This is a genomic window from Amaricoccus sp., from assembly GCF_036846665.1.
GTDB lineage: Bacteria > Pseudomonadota > Alphaproteobacteria > Rhodobacterales > Rhodobacteraceae > Amaricoccus.
This window is the reverse complement of record NZ_DAIUBO010000341.1, coordinates 1-3,087: the sequence shown is the minus strand read 5'-3', so window position 1 is coordinate 3,087 and position 3,087 is coordinate 1. Positions and strand designations below refer to the sequence as shown.

The window sequence follows — 3,087 nt, the reverse complement described above, 5'->3', positions numbered from 1 at the left end:
GGGGGGCGGGGGCGAGGGCCGCGGCGACGAGACCGGCGGGAAGCCGCATCAGCGCGCCGGTCCGGGTCCAGAGGATCGCGGTTTCGACCGGGCGGTCGGGCCAGAGGGCGGTGAGCGCGGCGCGATAGGCGCCCATCTGGCGCAGGATGCCCTCCGGCACCGCCTCGGGGGCGTCCGGCACGGCGCGGTTGCTCTTGAAATCGACGGCGAGGATCTCCTCGGCCGTGACGACCAGCCGGTCGATGCGCCCGAGAATGCGCGCGCCCCCGGGCTCCCGCAGCGGCGCGCAGATCCCGACCTCGGCGAGCGAGCCGGGGCCGAAGACGGAGGAGAGGCCGGGGGCGTCGAGCAGGGCGGCCGCCTCCGCGAGCAGAAGCTCGCGATCGGGCATGCCGGGCAGCAGCCGCGCGGCGATCTCGGCGCGCTCCGAGGGGTCGCGGCCGTGCAGGCATTCGAGCAGGCGGTGGATGGCCTCGCCGCGGGCCTTCGCCGCGGGATCCTCCGGGGCGTCGGAGCCCGCCAGCACGTGCTCGCCGCCAAGCGCCGAGGGCGCCAGCGGCCGCGGCACCGCCGGCCGCGGGGGCAGCGGCGCGGCGGGCGCCGCCACCGCGGGGGCGGGGGCCGCGAGTTCGGGAGGCGCGCCGGCGCAGGGCCAGTCGTCGCCGAGAACCAGCGTCTCGCCCTCCGGCCCGGCGATGCGCTCCGGCGCGAGGGTCTCCATCGCCTCCGCGACCAGCGAATGCCAGGCGTCGCTCTCGGGCTTGGGCGCCATGCCGGCGCCGCAGACGATCAGCCAGCTCCGCGCCCGGGTGAGCGCGACGTAGAGCAGGCGCATGTTCTCGGCGCGGGCGCGGTCCCGGCGCTCCGCCTCCGCCGCGGCGAGCGGGGGCGGCGCCGCATCGGCCGCCATGCGCCGGACCGCCGTTCCCTCGGGCAGAAGCAGGATCTCCGGCGCGTTGCGCCCCTCCTGCCGCGCGGCGGTGTCGGGCAGGATGACCACCGGCGCCTCCAGCCCCTTGGCGCCGTGCACGGTCATCACCCGCACCTGGTCGGCGCCCTCCTCGCTGCGGCGCTTGACCTGGAATTCGTCCTGGTCGATCCAGGCGAGGAAGCCGGTGAGGCTCGGCGCCTCGGCGCTCTCGTAGGCCAGCGCCTGGTCGAGCAGCGCGTCGATCCCGTCCTCGGCCTCGGGCCCGAGCCGGGCGACGAGGTTCTGGCGCCCGCCGTGGCGCAGGAGGATGCGCTGCAGGATCTCGAAGGGCCGCAGGAAATCCGCCTGGTCGCGCAGATCCTCGAGCATTTCCCGCACCGGCGCATGGCGCTCCGGCGGCTGACGGCGCAGGGCCGCGAAGAGGCTGCCCGGCCGGCCATGGGCGATCTCGAAGAGGCCGGCCTCGCTGATGCCGCCGAGCGGGCTGCGCAGGAGTGCTGCGAGCGAGAGGTCGTCGCCGGGGGTGGCGGCGACGCGGAGCGCCGCCAGCAGGTCCTTGACCGCCAGCTCGCCGCCCATGCGCAGCACGTCTGCCCCGGCGACCGCCACGCCCTCGCGCTTCAGCGCGCGGATGATGGCATGAAAGAGCGCGGAGCGGCGCTGCACCAGGATCATCACGTCGCCGGCGCGGATCGGGCGGGCGCCGTTCCCGCCCGGCAGCAGCCGGCCCTCGGCGATCCAGCCGGCGATGCTCCGGGCGAGGTGGCGCGCGAGCCGCTCGACCGGATCGTCCGGGCCGGGCGCGTCGAGAGCGGTCCACCACGGGGTCTTCTCGGGCTGTTCCGGCTTCGGCAGGAAGGGCCAGAGCTCGACGCGGCCCGGCCGCGCGGGGTCGATGGCGGCATGGGTCGCGGCCCCGCCGGTGCACATGCCGGCGCGGCCGCCGAAGACCGCGTCGACCAGCGCTAGGATCTGCGGCGCGGAGCGGAAGGAATGGATCAGCGCGCAATCCTGGAGCGCGCGGCCCATGCCCGCCAGCCGCGCCTCGAAATGCGCCCGCATGTCGCCGAAGGCCGCCGGGTCGGCGCCCTGGAAGCTGTAGATCGATTGCTTCTCGTCGCCGACCACGAAGACGGTGCGCTCGCGGTCGCGCGCGCCTTCGCCGGCGAAGAATTCCTCGGAGAGCGCGCGCACCACCTGCCATTGCGCCGGGCTCGTGTCCTGCGCCTCGTCCACGAGGATGTGCTCGAGCCCGCCGTCGAGCTTCCAGAGCACCCAGGAAGCGGTGGCCGGATCGGCGAGCAGTGCTGCGCTGCGCGCGATCATGTCGTCGAAATCGAGCAGGCCGAGGGCGGCCTTGCGCCCGTCGAGAACCGCGAGCCAGCGGCGGGCGAAACGGTTGAGCGCCGCGGATCGCGCGAAGGCCTCGCCGGCGAGGCGGCGCGGGCGCGCATCCTCGACGCGGCGCATCAGCGCGTCGAGCGCAGCCGCGAGGCCGGGATGCGCCGCGCGGACCGCCTTGGTCGGCAGGGTTCCGACCTTGGCGACGAAGGGCAGCTTGGCGGTCTGGCCGGTGAGCAGGGCCGATTCGAGCAGGGCGAGGCGTCCGGCGGCATCCCGCTCCGCGAGGATGGCGCGGAAGGCCTGGGCGAGCTTCGTGTCGTTCTTGCCCGATGCCTCGAGATGCGGGACCAGCGCGGCGAGGAGATCGGCGTCCTCGGGCAGGAAGGTCTCGCCGAGCAGGATCTCCGGGGTCAGGGCGGGATCGGCGCCGAGGGCGCGGGCGAGCGCCCCCGGGTCGAAGGGCCGCTCGAAGGCCGCGCGGTTGCGGGCGATCTCGCGCAGCAGCGGGTCGGGATCGTCGCCACCGAGATTCGCCGCGAGATCGGCGAGCGCCTCCGGCTCGCGCTCGGCCAGGGCATCGAGCAGGGCGTCGCGCAGCGTCCGGGCCGCCCGGTCGTCGAGCACGCTGAACTGCGGCGCGACGCCCGCTTCCAGCGGGAAGCGCCGCAGGAGCGCCTCGCAGAAGGCGTGGATCGTCTGGATTTTCAGCCCGCCGGGGGTTTCCAGCGCCCGGGCGAAGAGGGTGCGGGCCTGGGCGAGGCGCGCGGGCGGCATCGCGCCCACCGGCTCGCCGAGCTTGGCGAGTTCCGCCG

1 protein-coding gene is annotated in these 3,087 nt (G+C 75.7%); it reads right to left on the bottom strand.

The window, feature by feature from the left end:
• The coding region (gene addA, locus V7050_RS19915) for a double-strand break repair helicase AddA (RefSeq protein WP_324411123.1) at positions 1-3,087 on the bottom strand (3,087 nt) is incomplete at both ends.